The organism is Candidatus Pelagibacter communis, assembly GCF_001179985.1.
GTDB lineage: Bacteria > Pseudomonadota > Alphaproteobacteria > Pelagibacterales > Pelagibacteraceae > Pelagibacter > Pelagibacter ubique_J.
On record NZ_CVSI01000058.1, the window covers coordinates 321,749 to 340,951 of the forward strand.

Annotated in this window: 19 protein-coding genes and 1 pseudogene; 12 read left to right on the forward strand and 8 right to left on the reverse strand. The window is 30.9% G+C overall.

Features of this window, described 5'->3' with window-relative positions; genetic code table 11:
- Nucleotides 1-2 precede the first annotated feature (2 nt).
- Genes AMN80_RS04065 through AMN80_RS04075 form a run of 3 tightly spaced genes read right to left on the reverse strand, consistent with a single transcriptional unit; the run spans nt 3 to nt 3,250 of the window.
- On the reverse strand, nt 3-785 hold the full coding sequence (locus AMN80_RS04065) for a hypothetical protein (protein WP_075520696.1): 783 nt from the start codon (nt 783-785) through the stop codon (nt 3-5).
- Entirely contained in the window at nt 786-1,901 is a 1,116-nt protein-coding gene (gene ald / locus AMN80_RS04070) for an alanine dehydrogenase (RefSeq protein ID WP_075520697.1), read from the reverse strand.
- A gap of 8 nt (nt 1,902-1,909) precedes the next feature.
- Nucleotides 1,910-3,250: an omega-aminotransferase AptA gene (locus AMN80_RS04075; RefSeq protein ID WP_075520698.1), complete on the reverse strand. Its 1,341-nt coding sequence runs from the start codon at nt 3,248-3,250 to the stop codon at nt 1,910-1,912.
- Between the two features lie 181 nt (nt 3,251-3,431).
- Between AMN80_RS04075 and AMN80_RS05640 the strand changes: the two genes are divergently transcribed.
- The 9 genes from AMN80_RS05640 to hisD all read left to right on the forward strand — a co-directional run bounded on the left by AMN80_RS05640 (nt 3,432) and on the right by hisD (nt 11,982).
- Entirely contained in the window at nt 3,432-3,878 is a 447-nt protein-coding gene (locus AMN80_RS05640) for a type 2 periplasmic-binding domain-containing protein (RefSeq protein WP_256997986.1), read from the forward strand.
- Nucleotides 3,879-3,885: 7 nt separating this feature from the next.
- A complete protein-coding gene (locus AMN80_RS05645) occupies nt 3,886-4,374 on the forward strand; it encodes a type 2 periplasmic-binding domain-containing protein (RefSeq protein WP_256997987.1) in 489 nt (162 codons plus the stop codon).
- An 86-nt stretch (nt 4,375-4,460) separates the two neighbouring features.
- The gene (locus AMN80_RS04085) at nt 4,461-5,258 is read left to right on the forward strand and encodes an ABC transporter ATP-binding protein (RefSeq protein ID WP_179850278.1); all 798 of its coding nucleotides are present in this window, start codon (nt 4,461-4,463) and stop codon (nt 5,256-5,258) included.
- Nucleotides 5,259-7,184, forward strand: a complete 1,926-nt coding sequence (locus tag AMN80_RS04090) for an ABC transporter permease (RefSeq protein WP_075520699.1) — start codon at nt 5,259-5,261, stop codon at nt 7,182-7,184. It begins immediately after the preceding gene.
- Nucleotides 7,185-7,334: 150 nt separating this feature from the next.
- On the forward strand, nt 7,335-7,700 hold the full coding sequence (locus tag AMN80_RS04095; protein ID WP_075520700.1) for a hypothetical protein: 366 nt from the start codon (nt 7,335-7,337) through the stop codon (nt 7,698-7,700).
- A gap of 17 nt (nt 7,701-7,717) precedes the next feature.
- A complete protein-coding gene (locus tag AMN80_RS04100) occupies nt 7,718-8,776 on the forward strand; it encodes a PQQ-dependent sugar dehydrogenase (protein WP_075520701.1) in 1,059 nt (352 codons plus the stop codon).
- Nucleotides 8,755-9,768, forward strand: a complete 1,014-nt coding sequence (locus tag AMN80_RS04105) for an Ldh family oxidoreductase (protein WP_075520702.1) — start codon at nt 8,755-8,757, stop codon at nt 9,766-9,768. Before AMN80_RS04100 ends, AMN80_RS04105 begins: the two co-directional genes overlap by 22 nt.
- Entirely contained in the window at nt 9,758-10,669 is a 912-nt protein-coding gene (locus AMN80_RS04110; RefSeq protein ID WP_075520703.1) for a bifunctional enoyl-CoA hydratase/phosphate acetyltransferase, read from the forward strand. Before AMN80_RS04105 ends, AMN80_RS04110 begins: the two co-directional genes overlap by 11 nt.
- A 23-nt stretch (nt 10,670-10,692) precedes the next feature.
- Nucleotides 10,693-11,982, forward strand: a complete 1,290-nt coding sequence (gene hisD / locus AMN80_RS04115) for a histidinol dehydrogenase (protein ID WP_075520704.1) — start codon at nt 10,693-10,695, stop codon at nt 11,980-11,982.
- 2 nt (nt 11,983-11,984) lie between these two features.
- Here hisD and AMN80_RS04120 read toward each other — a convergent pair whose 3' ends face one another.
- From AMN80_RS04120 to AMN80_RS04140, 5 genes are all read right to left on the reverse strand, one after another.
- The gene (locus AMN80_RS04120) at nt 11,985-14,075 is read right to left on the reverse strand and encodes an autotransporter outer membrane beta-barrel domain-containing protein (RefSeq protein WP_179850279.1); all 2,091 of its coding nucleotides are present in this window, start codon (nt 14,073-14,075) and stop codon (nt 11,985-11,987) included.
- A gap of 41 nt (nt 14,076-14,116) precedes the next feature.
- Entirely contained in the window at nt 14,117-14,779 is a 663-nt protein-coding gene (locus AMN80_RS04125) for an alternative oxidase (protein WP_075520706.1), read from the reverse strand.
- A 67-nt stretch (nt 14,780-14,846) separates the two neighbouring features.
- Nucleotides 14,847-15,461: a LysE/ArgO family amino acid transporter gene (locus AMN80_RS04130; protein ID WP_075520707.1), complete on the reverse strand. Its 615-nt coding sequence runs from the start codon at nt 15,459-15,461 to the stop codon at nt 14,847-14,849.
- Between the two features lies 1 nt (nt 15,462).
- Nucleotides 15,463-16,116, reverse strand: coding sequence for a class I SAM-dependent methyltransferase (locus AMN80_RS04135; protein ID WP_218836273.1), 654 nt, complete (start codon nt 16,114-16,116; stop codon nt 15,463-15,465).
- A gap of 1 nt (nt 16,117) precedes the next feature.
- Entirely contained in the window at nt 16,118-16,780 is a 663-nt protein-coding gene (locus AMN80_RS04140; RefSeq protein ID WP_075520709.1) for a peroxiredoxin, read from the reverse strand.
- Nucleotides 16,781-16,855: 75 nt separating this feature from the next.
- On the opposite strand from AMN80_RS04140, the pseudogene AMN80_RS04145 reads away from it, so the two are divergent.
- From AMN80_RS04145 to AMN80_RS04155, 3 genes and pseudogenes are all read left to right on the forward strand, one after another.
- A pseudogene (locus AMN80_RS04145) lies at nt 16,856-17,521 on the forward strand (MBL fold metallo-hydrolase); the annotation flags it as partial.
- 48 nt (nt 17,522-17,569) lie between these two features.
- Nucleotides 17,570-18,151 (forward strand): serine O-acetyltransferase EpsC, encoded by a 582-nt coding sequence (gene epsC / locus AMN80_RS04150; protein ID WP_075520711.1) that lies wholly within the window; start codon nt 17,570-17,572, stop codon nt 18,149-18,151.
- A complete protein-coding gene (locus tag AMN80_RS04155) occupies nt 18,152-19,153 on the forward strand; it encodes a cysteine synthase A (protein ID WP_075520712.1) in 1,002 nt (333 codons plus the stop codon).
- Nucleotides 19,154-19,203 lie beyond the last annotated feature (50 nt).

Here is a 19,203-nt window from a genome sequence, read left to right on the forward strand (position 1 = left end):
AATTAATTTAGAATTTCTTCTTTGAGTTTTTTAAATTCTGCCTCAGTGATTAAACCCTCATCCAACATTTTTTTAATATCCTGCAATTGTTCAACAGTATCATTTTTTTTTGTAAATTTTGATTTAATTTCTTTTCCATTAATGCTCGCAATATAACAATTGTTCATCGCTTCTGATTTTGAACTCCAAGAACTGACAGTAAGTTTGCAAGCATCCAATGCAAGTTTTTTTGCCTGATCCTCATTATTTGCTGACCTTTTTATAAATATATTTTTATCAATTTTATGTTTTGCTGTTGCTGTAATTTTTTTAGTTGAGGAGCTAATTTCTTGATTTGTAGATCCATACCATCTATTTTGTTTGAAAACTGATCTAACTACTTCCTCATCATATTTTCTTGAAAATTTTATGTTTGTTCCGCCCCAAACAACTTTATAACCTCTTGCAAATAATTTACATTTACTGCCACCTCTTGCTTTACTTCTTTTAGAACACATGGAAACTGCTTTAGCTGAGGCTGGAGCACAAGCGCCACTACCAAATTTCGTTGGACAATAAAAATAAAACGATGTTGTTCCTTCTGGATTTACTGCAAAACTTAATGGCTCCCCTTGTCTTTTACCTACATCACCTGATGGATTGCCATCACCCCTTAGATATGCAAAAAAATCATTCATAGTCTGAGTGCTAAATTTAATAGGACCAATGCCAGTTAAAGCTTCGGCTTTGTTATTAAGATTAAAAATTAAAGCGAAACAAATTATTATTTTTAAATATTTTTTCATTTAATTTAACGCTTCAGTTGGAGAAAGAAATTTGTGTCCAAAAGTATCTGCCACAGCTTTATAGGTAACATTGCCTTTACAAACATTTAAACCTGCTAAAAAATTTGGATCATCTTTTAAAGCTTTTTGATAACCATCTTTAGCTAATTTATTTAAAAAAGGTAATGTTACTTTATTTAATGCAAGTGTAGATGTTCTTGGAACACCTCCAGGCATATTAGCAACACAATAATGAACAATATCATCAACAATATATGTTGGGTTTGCATGAGTAGTTGGCTTGCTTGTTTCAACACAACCTCCTTGATCAATTGCAACATCTACTATAACAGAACCTCTCTTCATTAATTTTAGCATTTCTTTTGTAACTAATTTTGGGGCCTCTGCACCTGGAATTAATACACCCCCAACTAATAGATCTGCTTCAGAAATTAGTTTTTTTAAATCAATATTATCTGATTGCTGAGGAATTATTTTATCACCAAATTTTTTAGATAGTTCACTTAATCTTTTTTCAGATTTATCTACAATGTGAACTTTTGCTAACATGCCAGTGGCAATATCAGCAGCATTTTCTCCTACAACACCTCCGCCTAAAATTACAACTGTACCACCTTCTACTCCGGGTGCTCCTCCTAATAAAACTCCTCTACCCTTTTGATTTTTCTCTAAACAATGCGCACCTGCTTGAACCGACATTCTGCCTGCAACTGCACTCATTGGTGCTAATAGTGGTAATCTTCCATTTTGATCTGTGACAGTTTCATAGGCTATACAAATACCTTTAGAGTTAATTAGTCCTTGCGTTAGTTCTTTTGCAGCAGCTAAGTGAAGATAAGTAAAAACAATTTGGTTTTCTTTGATCATTTTTACTTCATTAGAAAGCGGTTCTTTTACTTTTACAATAATGTCAGAGTCGTTAAAAATATCTTCAGCTTTGTCTATTATTTTTGCACCTGCAGATGTATATGCAGAATTATCAAATCCTGCTTCAAACCCACCATTATTTTCAACTAAAACATCATGACCATTTGATACTAAATCTTTGACACTATCAGGAGTTAATCCAATTCTATTTTCTTGAGGCTTTATTTCTTTTGGGACGCCAATTTTCATATAGAAAATTAATTCTTTTTGCTTTTACTATAATTCGTAATTCCTGTTCTTAGCTTATCGATTATTTCATCAATATGTTTTTTCTCGCAAATAAACATTGGTGCAATAATTAAGCAGTCTCCAGTAGCTTTGAAATTTACTCCTGCATCATAACAATGTTTAAATGTTGCAAGACCTGCTCTACCTGGTTTTGTATCCATCTTAATATCGATACCACCCATCATTCCATATCCTCTAATGTTTTCAACAACATCAATATCTTTTAATGAGAATAAACCTTCTTGGAAATAAGGGGCTAATTCTTTTGCTCTGTTAAAAATGTCTTCTTTTTCAAATATATCTTGAACTGCTAAAGCTGCTGCAACAGATATTGGAATTCCAGAATAAGTATAACCGTGGAAGAGTTCTATAACTCCTTTAGGTGAATTATCCATTACTGCATCATAAATTTCTTCTTTACATGCAACGACACCAAAAGGAACAATTCCGTTTGTTGTAGCTTTTGCCATTGTCATTATATCTGGAGTTACGCCAAACTCTTGTGCACCAAAAGTTGAACCTGTTCTGCCCCATCCTGTAATAACTTCATCAAAAATTAAAAGAATATTGTGTTTATCACAAAGTTCTCTAAGTCTTTGCAAATATCCAACTGGCGGAACTAATGTTCCAGTAGATCCTGCAATTGGTTCTACTATACAAGCTGCAATATTTTCAGCTCCAAAGTTTGTACAAATTCTCTCAAGATCATTTGCAATTTCTGCACCCGTTTCAGGTTGACCAGATATAAATTTATGTTCGTCTAAATGTGTATGTCTCATGTGAACAACTCCTGGCATCAACACACTTGCATATGCTTTTACGTTATTAATCATTCCTCCTACTGAAGTGGCACCAATATTCATACCGTGGTAAGCTCTTTCTCTTCCAACAAATCTAAATCTTTGTCCTTCTCCTCTTGCTTTATGATAAGCGATACTAATTTTAATTGCTGTTTCAACAGCAGTTGATCCACATATTGTATAAAAAATTCTATTTAAATTTCCTGGTGTATGTTTTGAAATTCTAGTTGCTAATTCAAATGATCCGCCAAAACCTTGTTGGAACGGTTGAGCATAATCTAAAGTTTTTAATTGATTTGTAATTGCATCAATAATTTCCATTCTACCATGACCTAATGGATTACAAAAAAGACCAGAACTTGCATCAATTTGCGTATTACCCTCGTGATTTTTTAAATAAACACCTTTTGCTTCTGTAATTAATCTTGGTCTTTCTTTAAAATCTTTATTGGATGTAAATGGCATCCAATGTTCATTTAAAGAATTTGGTATTGATGGTTTTTGACTCATTTTTATATATTTCTAATCTTTAGACTAAATCATTTAATTTAACTATAAAATTATAATAGTTTGATACAACTTGAAATTGAATAGATAATTGTGTCGCCCCAAACCATACAATAAGATCGTTTACTTTGGTCTCTTTTTCAACTTTAATGCTCTTTATAAATTTAAATAAGGAGAGGAATAAATGAAAAAAATATTAAGTTTTATTCTTGGAACTATTTTAGCTCTTAACCTTACTATTTCAGTTGCTAATTCAGCTGCAAAAGAAGTTAGAGTTGCTTACTTCTTAGAATGGCCAAGTCCGAATTTAGAGGACATGATGAAAAAAAACTTTGCAAAAGCATTAGGTGTACCAGTTAAGTGGACAAACTTCACAAACGGTGGAGCAATGACTGATGCAATGTTAGCTGGAGATATTGATATTTCTTATTCACAAGGTTTAGTACCTTTCATTAACGCAGTTAAATCAAAAGCGCCAATTAAGCTTGTTGATATAGCTATGGAATATGGAATGGGCGGAACAACTTGCGTAACTTCAAATGCCTCTGGTATTACAAAAGCTAATGCTACAGAACTTGAAGGTAAAAAGGTTGCTGTACCACTAGGAACAATGGCTGAATACGTTTTTTGATGAAAGTATGAAAGTTGTTGGAGCTGACAGAAAAAAAATGGATATCATTCAAATGGATCCTGAAGAAGGAGCTGCTGCTTTAGTAAGCGGTGATGTTGTAATGGCATGTTTATTTGGTGGTAATTCAATCAAAGCTGCAACTGCAGTTGGTACTAGATTACTTACAGTTCAAGAAGCAAGAGATGCTGGTATTCTTGGAATAGATATTACTTCAGTAACTACAAAGTTTATGAAGGAAAACCCAGGTATGCTAAGAACTTTTATTGAAGTAACTCACGAAGCTAATGAAAGATATAGAAATGGTAAAAGCGACATGAACGCTATGTCAAAAGCTTCAGAAATGAAAGTTGCTGATATGAAAGAAACTTTAAGTGGTTTCAAATTTTTAACACCTGAAGAGACTAAACAGTCTATGACTAAAGGAAATCTTGATGCATTCTTAAAAGGAATGGGAACACCAAGAGGAAACGTAGACACTAGTTTCTTACCTTTATAATCTAAAGGTTTATTAAAATTAAATAGGCGCCAATTTTCTAATTGGTGCCTATTTTTTTTATTAGAATTTTAATATAAAGTCATCTTATGAGTGATTTAGTTTCACAGAATTTAAACATGATTTTTAAATCTCCTAAGGGAGAGACTGTTCATGCATTAAAAGATTTAAATTTTACTATCAAAAAAGGTGAGCTTTTAACTGTATTAGGTCCTTCGGGATGTGGAAAAACAACTTTACTAAATATTGCAGCTGGTTTTATTAGACCAACTTCTGGAACAATTACATTAGGTAATAATGAAATTAACGGACCTGGAGTTGATAGAGGAATGGTTTTCCAACAAGGCGCTCTGTTTGAATGGTTGACAGTTTCTGAAAATGTAAACTTTGGTCTTAGAATGAAAAAGAAAGATCCAGAGGAAACGCAAAAAAAAGTTAATGAGTGGTTAGAAATAGTTGGTCTAAAAGGATTTGGCAACACACCTACTTATCAATTATCTGGTGGTATGCAGCAAAGAGTTGCTCTTGCAAGATGTTTAATTAATGATCCAGATTTAATTTTAATGGATGAACCTTTAGGTGCACTAGATGCATTAACGAGGGAAAAAATGCAGTCATTAGTTTTAAAAATTTGGAAAGAAACTGGAAAGACAATCATACTGATTACCCACTCAGTTGAAGAAGCTTTGTTACTTGGTGAAAGATTATATGTCATGGCACCAAGGCCAGGTCGAATACATAAAGAGTATAAACTTCCATTTGCAGAAATGGGATTAAAAGATGATTTAAGAGAAATTAAAAAAAATAAAGAGTTCTCATCTAAAAGAGAAGAAATTCTATCTATGATTTGGAATATGGAAGAAGAAATAATGGGGAAAGATAATTAAATGTTAACCCAATCCATAACTATTTTAATTCTTGTATCCATTGTTGGATGTATTCTTTACGGAAGAAGATTAATTAAAACAGAAAAAGTTGATGCTGTTTTTGGTAATCCTGAAAGAGCTAAAGGTGGTACTCACTGGATTATTGTTGGAAGTAGTGCAATATTACTTGTCTGGCTTTATTATTCGTGGGATATCGCTAAAGGATTTTATCCAAAATCTGCAAATGAATTATGTCAGGTTGCTAAAGTTAATGAGTCTTTACTTGGGCTAAAATATCAATTTCCAATTGAGGAAAGAGAATTCAAAAGTACCTCTATTATAAAAATTGAAAATAAAAATTTAAGTAAAATAAGTAACGAAATACAAGGTTCACAACAATTAAACTCACAGCAAAAAACTATATTAGTTGGTTTTGTAAATAAAACATCTCAGTTAATTCCATTACTTACAAATGAAAATTTAATGGAGATGGATACTAAAATAAAAATTAAAGAAATGACTGATGAGTTAAGACTTTTAAGTTCAAACTTTAAAAAGAAAGATTATCCATTTGAAACACCTGATGAAAAAAGTGCAAGACAAATTGCAGTTTCTGAACAAGGTGATTGGGGAATTATAAAGGTACAAGCAGGAACTGGATCAATAGAAAATACTATAGAAGTTCCTTTAATTGCTGCAACTGATAGAGGTTTGAAATTCCAAGCTGCTGCAGAAGAGCTTACAACTATTAATGATAAATTTTTTAAATTAAGAAATCATAATCCACAATTTAAAAATTCAATTAAACAACTTAAAGAAGATATAAAAGCATATCGAAAAGATTTAAGTGATGCAGAAGAAATAGCATCTAACTATGCAAAAGATATTGTTAAAATTGCAAGAAGAATAGAATTTGCAAGTATTTATCCACCAAGCGCTCTTAATGAAATGCAAAATGCAATTGTTGAGTTTGATAATCTTCAAAAATCAGAACAAGGTGGTTTAAGATTTGTTGATATATTTTTATTCCCTGCTGGAACAATTGTTTCTAGTGGAACCAGTTGTTCTGAGCAAGGATCTGGTAGATGGTTACCAAAACCATCTGATACGTTAAATAAGTTTATCTTAATGTCAAAACCAAGCGTTGGTTACAAAAATATTCCATTACTTTGGATTGATATGATGGATGTTAGTAAGATAGTTGGATTTATTTTACCTGACTGGATTGCAGATATTTTACCAGGAGAATACCCAGTTCATTCATCTGATGGTGTTGTTAAACAAAACTTTAAGGGAAAAGTTTTAAAAGTTGTTACAGGTGATTTCAAATTATTCAAAATTCCAGTGCCTTATGGACATATCTGGGATTCTTTTTTAAGAGTATTTTTAGGTTTAGTCTTTGGAATTTTAATTGGTGTCCCTTTAGGTTTATTTATGGGATTAAATCGTTTTGCTAAAGGTTTCTTTGATCCATTAATTGAGCTTTATAGACCTGTACCACCTTTAGCTTGGGCTCCACTAATTATCTCAGTCCTTGGAATAGATAATACTGGAAAAGTATTTTTATTATTTATGGTTTCATTATCTATTATGATTATTTCTGCAAGAGCTGGTGCATCTGGAACTCAATTATCAAAAATTCATGCTGCTCACTCCCTTGGAGCATCAAAAAAACAAATATTAAGATATGTAATATTTCCAAACTCTTTACCTGAAATTTTAACAGGAATTAGAGTTGCTGTTGGAATGTGTTGGGGAACATTGGTTGCAGCAGAGTTTTTAGCAGGAACTACAGGTATTGGATTTGTAGAAAATGTTGCAAAAAAATATTTTCAATATGAAGTTATTTGGATAACCATATTTATTATGGGTATGCTGGGACTATTATTCGATGTTACATTGAGAAAGATAATAGATAAAACAATACCGTGGAGAGGAAAGGGATAAAAACTGAAAAAATTTATATTTTTTTTTATTTTTTGTATTTTAATTTTTACTGAATCCAAAGCCGATAAATACTATTACAAGTGCGTAAATAATATATTAGAAGACACAGGAGCTAACAAATATTCTGAAGTTACAGGTGGAAAATTTTTTATGTTTATAAAAATTGATACAAATAAAAAGAAATTGACTGTTCATACATCTGCCGGATACGATAATGAGAAAGCTTTTAAAGTAGGAACAGGAAATTTTACAATATCTGATGTGTTAAGATCAAAATTTGTAAAAAATGTAAATTCATCTAAGTCAGTAGATAAATTTGAGATAAATTTAAATAATTACATCGAACAAGCGAGCACAGCAAATTTAAAAGGTTCTACCTATTTTAAACATAATTTAACAGAATATAATTATACTTATGAGAGTGAGTTTTGTATTGGTCCAGTGGAAAATGGTATATTGCTAGAACCAAAACAAGCTGCAAAAAAATACAAAGATTGGATTAAAGGTAAGTTTTAATAAATATAAATTAAACAATGTGGAAAAAAGTTACATTAATCATATTTTTATTTTCAGTTTCATCTGAAGCAGCAGAATTAAATTTTAAAAAGATTGCTGATTTTAGAAGTCCTTGGGGATCCACATTTGTATCTAATAATGAAATACTTTTAACTGAAGTATCTGGTAATTTAAAATTAATTAATATCGAAACTGGTTCTATCACCGAGGTTAAACATAACTTAAAAGTGTTAGAAGATGGTCAAGGTGGTTTGTTAGATGTCTTATATAAAGACGGGGTAGTTTGGGTAAGTTATTCTGAAGATCATGGAAAATCAAAAACAACAACCTCAGTTGCACGAGGGAAATTTAATAAAGATCAAATAGATTTTAAAAATATTTTTGTTGCAACTCCACCAATAAATTCTGGATATCACTTTGGGTCAAGATTAGCTATTAAAGACAATTATCTTTTTGCATCAGTTGGTGAAAGAGGTGAAGGAATGATAGCTCAAGATCCAACAAAACATCCTGGAAGTATAATTAGAATTAATATTGATGGAAGTATTCCAAAAGATAATCCAAAGTTTATTGATAAAAAAGATTGGCTACCTGAAATTTTTCAAATAGGTGTTAGAAACCCACAAGGTTTAACATTAAACCCTTTCGATCAAAAAATTTATGCAAGTAACCATGGAGCAAGAGGTGGAGATTGGTTTGGTGAAATTAAAAAAGGAGAAAACTATGGTTGGAAAGTTCTTGGTTGGGGTGGAACAAATTACAGCGGAACTAAAATTGGACCAAAGTGGTTACCTGGCTATACAAAAGCTATTAAATATTGGGTGCCTTCAATTGCAACAAGTGCAATAACAATTTATAAAGGTGAAGAATTTAAAGAGTGGAATGGTCATGCTTTAATTACATCTCTAAAAGACATGTCACTTAGAAAACTTGATTTTTCCAACTTAGAAAATGTTAAAGAAGAAGTCATATTTAAAAGAGAAATCGGAAGAATTAGAGACATACAAGTCCATCCAGTTAGTGGTAAGATCTTTTTTTTAAGTCAGGATGCTTTATGGCTAATGCAAAAAAATTAACAAACATAATTATTAAAGTACTAAGGGATAGAGGTTTAAGTTCAACGCATGCCATGATTAGTGCTAAAGCTTTAATCAATGCAGAATTGGTTGGTGCACATTCTCATGGGTTATCAAGACTTAAGATGTATTGTGATAGGATTGATAGAAAAGTTATTAATCCAAAACCAAAAATTAAAATAAAAAAAATATCTAGTTCGATTTCATATGTAGATGCTAATAACTCCATTGGATTTGTTGCAGCTGATATCGCTATTAAATCATTAATAAAAAATACAAAAAAAACCGGAATTGGAATGGTTGGTGTAAAAAATTCTGGTCACTACGGTTTATCTAGCTATTTTGTCGAACAAGCTGTTAAAAAAAATTTAATGGTGTGGTGTTTTACAAATGCACCGCCAGCTATTGCACCTTACGGATCAAAGAAAACTTTATTTGGAACAAATCCAATTTGTTTTGGAACACCTTCAGGTGGAAAGGTTCCGTTTATTTTAGACACATCAGTATCAATGATTAATAGAGGTAAAATAAGGGTAGCGGCTAATTTAGGTCATAAAATTCCTTTAGGTGTAGCTTTAGATAAAAATGGAAAGCCAACTACAGATCCAATTAAAGCTCTTAAAGGTGTACAGTTACCTATCGCAGGATTTAGAGGTTCGGGTTTAGCTTGGATGGTAGATATATTAAGTGGTGTAATGACTGGTGCAAATCATGGGGGTAAAGTAAGAGATCCATTTGATGATTTTAAAGGACCACAAAATGTTGGACATTTATTTATGGCTGTAAAACCAAATATTTTTATTGGAAGCAATTATATTAAAAGAATTAAAGAGAACATAAGAATTATAAAGAAATTACCAAAAATCAAAGGAGTTAAAGAAATAAATTTTCCTGGTGAAGGCACAAAAAAAAGATATAAAAAAAATATGAAAAAGAATATTCCAATACCAAAAAGTATTATGGAAGATTTAAAAAAACTAAATGCTATCTAATAAACAAATAATTTGTCCAAATAATTTACTAGATGCATCTTTAAAGAAGAAAGGTGCAACAGCTGCAATTGTTAATGCTGGAAAACCTCTTCCTATGCAATCTGTAATGGATGCTGTTAAAGAAGATTTAATTAAACCAATATTTATTGGCGATAAAGATCAAATTCAAAAATGCGCTAATGAAATTCAATTTGATATTTCTGGTTATGAAGTAATTCATGAGCCAGTAGAAAATAATACAGCAGCAGTTGCTGCTAAACTTGCAATGCAGGGCAAAGTAAAGATTATAGTAAAGGGTCATATTCATACAGATATATTGATGAAAGAAGTTTTAAAAAGAGAATATAAACTTCTTGGCAAAACTAGATTAAGTCATGTTTGGCACATGACTTTAGAAAAAGATGATAAGCCATTAATAATCACTGATGGTGCTTTAAATGTTTTACCGAATGTAAAAACAAAAATGCATATATTAAAAAACGTTATAGATTTTTCAAAAAGAATTGGAAAAAATAGACCTAAGATTGCTGTTTTATCAGCAACGGAAGAAGTTTTAGATAGTATTCAAAGTTCAATGGAGGCAAAAGAAATTACCGAACTTTCAAAAAAAGAAGGTTTAGATGCAGATGTATTTGGTCCTTTAGCTTTTGATAACTGTATTTCAAAAAAATCTGCTGAAATTAAAGGTATTAAAAATGTAGTTGCAGGGGATGCTGATGTTCTTTTAGTTCCTAGTGTTGAAAGTGGAAATGCTTTAGTAAAAATGATGATTTATTTTATGGGAGCTTGTGCAGCCGGTGTTGTAATTGGAGGAAAAGTACCAGTGGTTATTACAAGTAGATCGGATGAAGCGACAGCCAGATTAGCTTCTATTGCTGCTGCAGTTGTTGCATTAGATTAATAAAACAATATAAATTTGTAAAAATGACAATTAAATATTTAAAAAAAGCATCTAAAACTGCATCAACAGATGACACTAAAACAAAAGATATAGTTCAAAATCTTTTAAAAGAATTGGAAAAATCAAAAGAAGAAGGTTGTAAAGAATTAACTAAAAAATTTGATAAATATGATGGAGAAATAATTGTTTCAAAAGAAAAAATAGAGGAAATAAATAAAAATTTAGATCAAAAAACTAAAAACGATATTAAATTTTCATACGATAGAGTTCGTAAATTTGCAGAAGCTCAACTTGCAAACTATGGAAAAGATTTTGAAGTTGAATTATCAAATGGATTATACGCTGGTCAAAAGTTAGTACCTGTTAATACTGCGGGTTGTTATATCCCAGGTGGAAGATATGCTCACATAGCATCTGCAGTAATGAGTGTTACAACTGCAAAAGTTGCTGGTGTTAAAAATATTATTGCTTGTAGTCCCCCTAAAGAAGGAATTGGTGCCCACCCTTCTATAATTTATACAGCAAATTTATGTGGCGCTGATGTAATTTTAAATCTTGGTGGAGTTCCGGCTATCGCTGCAATGACATATGGAATGTTTGGAAATGCCCCAGCTGATATTTTAGTTGGTCCTGGAAATCAATTTGTTGCTGAAGCTAAAAGAATTTTATTTGGAAAAGTTGGAATTGATTTATTTGCTGGTCCAACAGAAATTGGAATTATTGCAGATGAAACTGCAGATCCAGAGATTGTAGCCGTTGATTTAGTTGGTCAAGCTGAACACGGATATAATTCTCCATGTTGGTTATATACCACAAGCCAAAAACTTGCAGATGAAGTTATGAAACGAGTTCCAGAATTAATAGAGAAACTTCCAGAAGTTCCAAGGTTAAGTGCAGAGGCTGCTTGGAGAGATTACGGTGAAGTTATTTTATGTGATACGGATGAAGAAATGGTAAAAGTGAGTGATGACTATGCACCTGAACATTTAGAGATACAAACTAAAAATCTTGAATGGTTTCATAAGAGATTAAAAAACTACGGTTCGTTATTTATCGGGGAAGAAACAACTGTTGCTTATGGTGATAAATGTTCTGGTACCAATCATATATTACCAACTAAAGGTGCTGGTAAATATACTGGAGGATTGTTTGTTGGTAAATTTATAAAAACATTAAGTTTTCAAAGAATGACAAAGGAGTCTACAAAAGAAGTTGGTTCTGCAGCTGCTAGAATTTCAAGATACGAAGGCATGGAAGCTCATGCAAGAACTGGTGATGTAAGATTACGTAAATACGGATATTCTAACGAATAATTTTAAAAGGTACTAACAAGCTCAATAGTTGCACCATAATCAGGAATTGAACTCATTAAATCATAATTTGAATTCACCCTGATATCAAAACCTTTTAAATTTCTATTGTAGCTTAAATAAGCTTTATTATTATCTAAGTTCATTGCATATTCAATGTCATCTGATGGCACATAGCCTAAACCAAAATATAAAGTATCACTGTGAGAATTATCACTCTGATTTCTTTCATAAATAGTCATAATTGATAAACCATTTTCATTTATTAAATCAAATCCAATATTCGCTCTTAAATTTTTAGAATCTTGATCAATTGCTTTTGTATATTCTGTAGTTTCAGAGAGATAACGATATGTAGCATCTGATGATGGGCTAAAATCTAAACCAAGTTCTAAGCCGCCATAAGATTTAAAAGTAAAAGTATCAAAATCTAAAATATCACTTATTGTAAACCCTGTGGATACCATGCCAGTTTCAACAGTTTGTTTATTGTATACTAGTGCAGCAACTCCTTTTTCCCGATATTTTGATAATTCTGTATAACTCAAATCAATTCTAATATTAGGATCTATAACAAAATTATTTTTTTTATATTTAGTAACATAATTAATTGATCCAAAAACTTGCGCTCCATCTCTCTCACCAGTTCTTCTATTTCCCCCACCTACTCTTACATGATCAGTTTTTAAAGTACTTATTCCAATAATACTTTCTGTAAATCTTTCTTCATCATGCGGAAAAGTTCCATAAAGTGATAAACTAAAAGATTCTGTATCTAAAGAAGTCCCAGATGATCCTATATCAACTTCATCATTGCCAAACCTAAGGGCGTAGCCATATAATTTATTTTCACTAATTTTTTTGTCCATTCCAATAGTTATCCCATTGCTATTTATATCTTTTGATGCTGAAGAAGATGTGTCTCCAGTCCTTCCAAAGCTCACACTACCTTCACTCCAAAATGACCAGTTATCTGATAATTTATTTAGAGTATTATTAGTTTTTTCAGCTATTGGAAAAACTTTTGCTAAAGATGCAATGGTTTTGTTTGGAAAATTAAAATTAATATTTTGATTACTTAATTGGTCACTCGTTCTGTGTCTTCTTAACCAATACATTCGGTTAAGAACTGGTGTACTTGCCTGAATAGCAATTTGTTTAGCTGTTTCTGTTTGAGACTCTATTGAGCTTGAAATTTCTTTATCATCTGCTGGATCATCACAAGCACCATCGATTATGCTCCAATTACAACTTAGGTTGAATTCATGAATTTTATTATCGAGATCATCAAGGATAAACATTTTACTTCCATCATTACTAAACACAACTTCTCTTGCATTATTAGTAAGAGAACTTACATTATAGGTACCTTCAAGTGATAAAGTAGAAACATCATAAGGTGTAGTTAATTTAAACTGAGACATCAAATCTTCTGCACCATTAATGGTATACATTTTAGTACCATCGTAATTAAAAGTAACTCCATCTATGTGATTGTGAAAAGAACTTAGGTCTTCAATATTAAGATGAGTAACTCCTGAGCTAAGATCAAATGGTGTAGCTAGTGAATATTCATGAATACGCACCTGTGTAGTATCTCCTACACCAGCAATAAACATTCTGGTACCATCATTATTAAATGCAATTGAATTTGCTCTTTTTTCTCTAGCCCTGATATCAAATCCACCATCAAATGAAGCAGTTGAAACATCAAATGCAGTAGTTAGTGACCAGTAATCTACTGTCCTCCTACCAAAATGGTTAACAATAAACATTTTTGTTCCATCGTTATTGAACACTACTTGTGTTGGTATATGAGAGTCACCACCTCCACTTACATGTACTACTTTAGTATTATTTACGGTTGCCGTTGAAATGTCATATGCGGTAGTTAATGTATGTTCGATAACTGCATCCGTTGTTCCTCCACTTCTTAAAGTATACATTTTTGTTCCATCATTATTAAATGTAAGTCCATAATAAGTGGCTGTGTCGATTGATTTGCTTTGCACAAAGGTTGGTTCCGCTATAGCTTTAAAATGAAATGAGCTTATAAAGATTAAAATTATATAAAAAATTTTAATTAATCTACTCATCATAAATTGATAATTTAAAAATGAATATATAAAAATTGAATTTATTCTCTACTTAAATCTTTAGAGCTAATATTTTCTTCTTTTTTTGGGTATTTTTTTTCGTTAATGATATTTGCAAAACTATGGTTTACATCACGGTGTCCTGCTTCATCATCACGAATTACTCTAACTACATCTTTTAGAGTAGCATGCAAAGGTAGGTTCCAATAATTTATTGCAACTTCTGGAGCTGGCTCATCTTTTATTTTGCCAGTCTCTAATTCGTGTAAATATTCTGTGTAACTTCTTACAGCTTCTTCTTCAAAATAACCAACAATTCTATGAGCGGTTCTTTGAGATACTAAATAAATGATAGCGTATGTAACAATAAAAATAAATTGAGCCATCAAAATAATAACTCTTTCTAACCATGTTGGTTTTGCAACATGAATAAAAGTCATTAAATGCATTCTTTCATTTTCTGCTTCATCTAAAAGAATTTTAATCCACCCTTTATCATCTTCCATTTTTCTTAATGATTTTAAGTGAATTAGCATTCCAGCTACCATTCCAGGTACTGCAGCAACTGTTTCTAATACAACGGCTCTATGGCCGTATCTTTTCTTAAAAAAAGTATCAGCTAGAAATCTTAAAAACTTAGTAAAGCCCAAAGCAACTTTATCGCTAAAGTTGTTTGGCTCATAATGTTTTTCTAAATTATTCATACTTCTTATTTAGTTATTTTTTTTTAAAAACCAATGGGTCTAAATTGACGTTTAAAAGTGTTCTATATCAATAGAAATTAAGAATAGTATTTAAAACATATAAAGACAAAACTGTCATGAAAAGAATAACTAAAATGTTTATGTAAAACCAAGTTCTTTTATTATTTAAATATTTAGATAAAAAATTTGCTAAATAACCAATAGTAAAAAAAAATAAAAAAGAAGATATCGTAGCACCTAATCCAAAATATATTTTATTAACTAAAGCAAAATTTTTAGAGAAATTTCCTAAAAAAAAGACTGTATCTGAATAAACATGTGGATTTAAATAAGTAAAGCCTAAGGTCTTTAATAAAATACTTTTAAAAGTTTCGTCAGTTTTATTTGTTGAAAAATCAACATTTGAAAAACTTAATTTTATTTTAGAATAAATAAAATGTAATAAAAATAATAATAATAGAATATTTAATATAAGTTCAATTGTTTGGTTAAAGTAACTTTGAAAGTATTCAAATAAAATAATACCTAAAAAAATTAAAAGATAATCTGAAATTGAGCAAATTAAGCATACTAAAAAAGTATATTGTCTCTTTAGACCCTGTTCTATAACAAATACATTTTGCGCTCCAAGTGCTAAAATCAAACTTAGACCAGTAAAAAAACCAATTAATAAGTATTCCATATTAAATTTTTTGATTAATAACTAATGATAATTTTCTAGGAAAACTTCCTTCATCAAAATGATCGATACTTAAATTTTTAAATCCTTTTAACAGTTTTTTAATTTTTTCATCTGAAAAATAATGAACAATATATCCATTCATTTCATATAAATCTTCACCTCGATGTGTACCTTTTTTATAATCTGCATCTGAATGATTTCTAACTGTATAAATATTTAATGAATCTTTATTTAAAACTCTACAGACTTCGTTATTCAAATTTTCTAATTCAAAGTTTGTAAAAGCCATACAATAAAGCATATGTGAGTAACAACCATCAAAACTATTATCTGTAAAATTTAATTTTTGTCTTAAGTCATGTGTTTGAACTTCAATCAAATCACCTAAACCTAAACTATTTGACTTATTTTTAATTATTTCAACTGCGGTTGGGCTGTAATCTAAAGCGGTTACTTTAATAGAATTTTTAGCAAAAAAAATTGTATCACGTCCTAGTCCTGCACCAAGTTCAATGATGTGTTTTACGTTATTTTTTTTAAATTTTTCTAGAGCTATTTTTGCAGAGTGACTTGGTTCAGAACCAAACATCTCAGGCTTACTTGAGAAACTTTTTTCCCAATGCTGAGATTGTTCGATTAAAATCTTATTGTCCAACCTACTTCGATGGATCTGGTACTTTTCTTAAATAAGGTTTAACTGCATTCCAACCATCAGGAAACAATTTCTTAGCTTCATCATCTTTGACTGCTGGAACAATGATAACTTCTTCACCTTTTTTCCAATCCGCTGGTGTTGCAACTTTATGTTTTGCGGTTAATTGCATTGAGTCTATTGATCTCAATAATTCCATAAAGTTTCTTCCAGTTGCCATTGGATAAGTTAAGAACAAACCAATTCTTTTATCTGGTCTAATAATAAAAACTGTTCTAACTGTTTGGTTATCAACTGCAGTTCTACCCATTGAAGTAGTTCCTGCATCACCCTCTAACATATTATAAAGTTTTGCAATTTTTAGATCCTCATCCGCAATTATTGGATAATCAGGTTTCATTCCTGTTACATCTTTAATGTCGTCCAGCCATTTAACGTGATCTGCAACTGGGTCTACACTCAAGCCAATAACTTTGACATTCCTTTTATCAAACTCAGGTTTCATTCTAGCTAAAGATCCAAGTTCAGTTGTACAAACTGGAGTAAAATCTTTTGGATGCGAAAATAAAACACCCCAACTATCTCCTAACCACTCGTGAAATGATATATCACCAATAGTTGTTTTAGCCTTAAAGTCAGGTGCTAAGCTATTTATTTTTAAAGTCATTATACTCTCCTTTTTATAAACAAATTATATGCAAGATTGATTTGCTATGCAATTTTTTATAAAGTGATCATTAATATGATATTTGAGCAATTATTTGATACTAAATCTTCAACCTATACGTACATATTATCAAGCGGCAAAGGTAGAGAAGCTTTAATCATAGATCCAGTTTTAGAACACACAGATCAATACATAAATTTTTTAAATAATTTAGAATTAAAATTAGTAAAAGTTATAGATACACATATTCATGCGGATCACATAACTGGTTTAAACGAATTAAGTGAAAGAACAAGTTGCACAAAAATTATGGGGGAGAATTCAAAGTCTGAGGTTGTTGATTTAAGAGTTAAAGAGGATGAAAACGTAAAAATTGATAATATTAATTTAAAAGTAATGTACACACCCGGACATACAGATTGCTCTTACAGTTATTTAATGAACGACAGGGTTTTTACAGGTGACACTCTTTTAATAAACGGAACTGGAAGAACTGATTTTCAAAACGGTAATGCTAGACAACAGTACGACTCTATATTTAATAAATTATTAAAATTACCAGAAAATACTATGGTATTTCCTGCGCATGACTATAATGGTAAAAAACATTCTACAATTGGATCAGAAAGAAAAAATAATCCAAGGTTACAAGTTAATTCTGTTGACCAATACGTAGAAATAATGAATAACCTTAAACTTGCAAACCCTAAAATGATGGATGTAGCTGTTCCAGCTAATCTAAAGGGTTTAACTTTAAATCAAGTTAAAGCATAAAAAACTATAAACAACATGAATGAATTTTTAGATTCTATAATTAAAAGAGATCCAGCTGCTAAATCAAAGTTAAGTGTAATATTAACTTATCCTGGAGCAAAAGCTGTTTTCTTTCATCGAATTGCAAATTTTTTTGCAATTGCAAAATTTAATTTAGTTGCAAGAATAATTTCTCAGTTTTCAAGATTTTTAACAGGAATAGAAATTCATCCTAATGCAAAGATAGGAAAAAATTTATTTATAGATCACGGTATGGGAGTTGTTATAGGTGAGACTTCTGAAATTGGTGATAATGTAACTATTTATCATATGGTCACCCTTGGAGGAATATCTCCAAGTATTAATTCAGATGATCAAAGAAATACAAAACGACATCCAACATTAATGGATAATGTTGTTGTAGGATCGGGTGCTCAGATATTAGGACCAGTTGTAGTTGGAAAAAATGCAAAAATTGGTGCAAATGCTGTTGTTACAAAAGATGTTGATGAAAACTCTGTAATGGTTGGTATACCAGCTAAAAATGTTGGTGAAGTTTCTACACAAGATGAAAACTTTAAACCATATGGAATTACTCAAGATAGTGACAAAAATTAAATGAATAAACCTCAAAATAATTTTATAGAAGGTATTGGAAATACTCCTCTTGTAAAACTGAGAGCTGCATCTGAGATAACTGGATGTAATATTTATGGCAAAGCAGAATACTTAAATCCTGGTGGCTCAGTTAAAGATAGAGCAGCACTAGCTTTAATTAAAGATGCTGAGGAAAAAAAACTAATATCAAAAGGCGGAACGATAGTTGAAGGAACTGCTGGCAATACAGGAATTGGTTTATGCTTAATCGGAAATTCTATTGGGTATAAAACAATCATTGTTATGAATGAAGATCAAACTCAAGAGAAAAAAGATATGCTAAGAAATATGGGTGCTGACTTAAGGTTGGTACCACCTAAACCTTACAAAGATGATGGTAATTTTGTAAAAGTAGCAGCAAAATTAGCAAATGATTTAAAGAGTTCTAATAACCATGGAGTAGTTTGGGCTAACCAATTTGATAATACTGCAAATTCAAAAGGTCATTATGAAACAACTGGTCCAGAGATCTGGATGCAAACAGATGGAAAAGTTGATGGATTTGTTTGTTCATCTGGAACTGGAGGAACTATTGGTGGAGTAAGTAGTTTTCTAAAAGAAAAAAATAAAGACATAAAAATATTTTTAGCTGATCCTGACGGCTCTTCTCTTTTTGATCATATTGAAAATGGTGAATTAAAATCTTCAGGAAGCTCTATTACAGAAGGAATAGGATCAAGTAGAGTAACTGCTAATTTTGCAAAAGCTAAAATTGATGGTGCTTTTAAAGTAACTGATAAAGAAGCGCTACCAGTTCTGTTTGACTTAATTCAAAATGAAGGATTAAGTTTAGGAACTAGTTGTGCAATAAATGTTACAGGAGCTATTAAGTTAGGTAAAAAATTGGGACCAGGTAAAACTATTGTCACAATACTTTGTGATCGATCTGATAAATACAACTCAAAGCTGTTTAATAAAAAGTTTTTACAAGAAAAAGGTCTTCCTGTTCCTAGTTGGATCTAAAAAACGCATTCCTCATTTGTAATAAAACCTTTACCTTGATTAATTATATT

Excerpts from the sequence above, each read along its gene's own strand:
- AMN80_RS04130 (WP_075520707.1), bottom strand. The coding sequence starts at position 15,461 with ATGGAATACTTATTAATTGGTTTTTTTACTGGTCTAAGTTTGATTTTA.
- AMN80_RS04085 (WP_179850278.1), top strand. The coding sequence starts at position 4,461 with ATGAGTGATTTAGTTTCACAGAATTTAAACATGATTTTTAAATCTCCT.
- AMN80_RS04065 (WP_075520696.1), bottom strand. The coding sequence starts at position 785 with ATGAAAAAATATTTAAAAATAATAATTTGTTTCGCTTTAATTTTTAAT.
- AMN80_RS04100 (WP_075520701.1), top strand. The coding sequence starts at position 7,718 with ATGTGGAAAAAAGTTACATTAATCATATTTTTATTTTCAGTTTCATCT.
- AMN80_RS04125 (WP_075520706.1), bottom strand. The coding sequence starts at position 14,779 with ATGAATAATTTAGAAAAACATTATGAGCCAAACAACTTTAGCGATAAA.
- AMN80_RS04110 (WP_075520703.1), top strand. The coding sequence starts at position 9,758 with ATGCTATCTAATAAACAAATAATTTGTCCAAATAATTTACTAGATGCA.
- AMN80_RS04140 (WP_075520709.1), bottom strand. The coding sequence starts at position 16,780 with ATGACTTTAAAAATAAATAGCTTAGCACCTGACTTTAAGGCTAAAACA.
- epsC (WP_075520711.1), top strand. The coding sequence starts at position 17,570 with ATGAATGAATTTTTAGATTCTATAATTAAAAGAGATCCAGCTGCTAAA.
- AMN80_RS05640 (WP_256997986.1), top strand. The coding sequence starts at position 3,432 with ATGAAAAAAATATTAAGTTTTATTCTTGGAACTATTTTAGCTCTTAAC.
- AMN80_RS04120 (WP_179850279.1), bottom strand. The coding sequence starts at position 14,075 with ATGAGTAGATTAATTAAAATTTTTTATATAATTTTAATCTTTATAAGC.
- AMN80_RS04105 (WP_075520702.1), top strand. The coding sequence starts at position 8,755 with ATGGCTAATGCAAAAAAATTAACAAACATAATTATTAAAGTACTAAGG.
- AMN80_RS04095 (WP_075520700.1), top strand. The coding sequence starts at position 7,335 with ATGTTTATAAAAATTGATACAAATAAAAAGAAATTGACTGTTCATACA.
- ald (WP_075520697.1), bottom strand. The coding sequence starts at position 1,901 with ATGAAAATTGGCGTCCCAAAAGAAATAAAGCCTCAAGAAAATAGAATT.
- AMN80_RS04090 (WP_075520699.1), top strand. The coding sequence starts at position 5,259 with ATGTTAACCCAATCCATAACTATTTTAATTCTTGTATCCATTGTTGGA.
- AMN80_RS04155 (WP_075520712.1), top strand. The coding sequence starts at position 18,152 with ATGAATAAACCTCAAAATAATTTTATAGAAGGTATTGGAAATACTCCT.
- AMN80_RS04075 (WP_075520698.1), bottom strand. The coding sequence starts at position 3,250 with ATGAGTCAAAAACCATCAATACCAAATTCTTTAAATGAACATTGGATG.
- AMN80_RS05645 (WP_256997987.1), top strand. The coding sequence starts at position 3,886 with ATGAAAGTTGTTGGAGCTGACAGAAAAAAAATGGATATCATTCAAATG.
- hisD (WP_075520704.1), top strand. The coding sequence starts at position 10,693 with ATGACAATTAAATATTTAAAAAAAGCATCTAAAACTGCATCAACAGAT.